The organism is Pseudoalteromonas sp. S3260 (genome assembly GCF_005886925.1).
Classification (GTDB): domain Bacteria; phylum Pseudomonadota; class Gammaproteobacteria; order Enterobacterales; family Alteromonadaceae; genus Pseudoalteromonas; species Pseudoalteromonas tetraodonis.
This window is the reverse complement of the sequence record NZ_PNCV01000113.1, coordinates 1-213: the sequence shown is the minus strand read 5'-3', so window position 1 is coordinate 213 and position 213 is coordinate 1. Positions and strand designations below refer to the sequence as shown.

Sequence of the window (213 nt, the reverse complement as noted above, 5' to 3'; positions counted from 1 at the left end):
TCTCAAGCTCAACCGTCTAAACCCTCTTCTAATACGCAATCAACTGAAGAACGCCTTGCCGTCTTAGAGCGCGAGAATAAAGAGCTCAAGCGAACGAATGATATCCTGAGGCAAGCTGCCGCTTTTTTCGCCCAAGCGGAGCTCGACCGCAAACAGAAGTAATAGTGGATTTTATTGATGCTTGCAGAGAGCATTACGGTGTCGAGTCAATTT

At 46.9% G+C, this 213-nt stretch carries 1 pseudogene and 1 other annotated feature; the pseudogene reads left to right on the top strand.

From position 1 onward, the window contains the following. Nucleotides 1-213, top strand: a pseudogene (locus CWC14_RS19795) (IS3 family transposase); the annotation flags it as partial. Next, nucleotides 120-213 (top strand) — a sequence feature (AL1L pseudoknot). This feature is flagged as partial in the annotation. It overlaps the preceding pseudogene by 94 nt.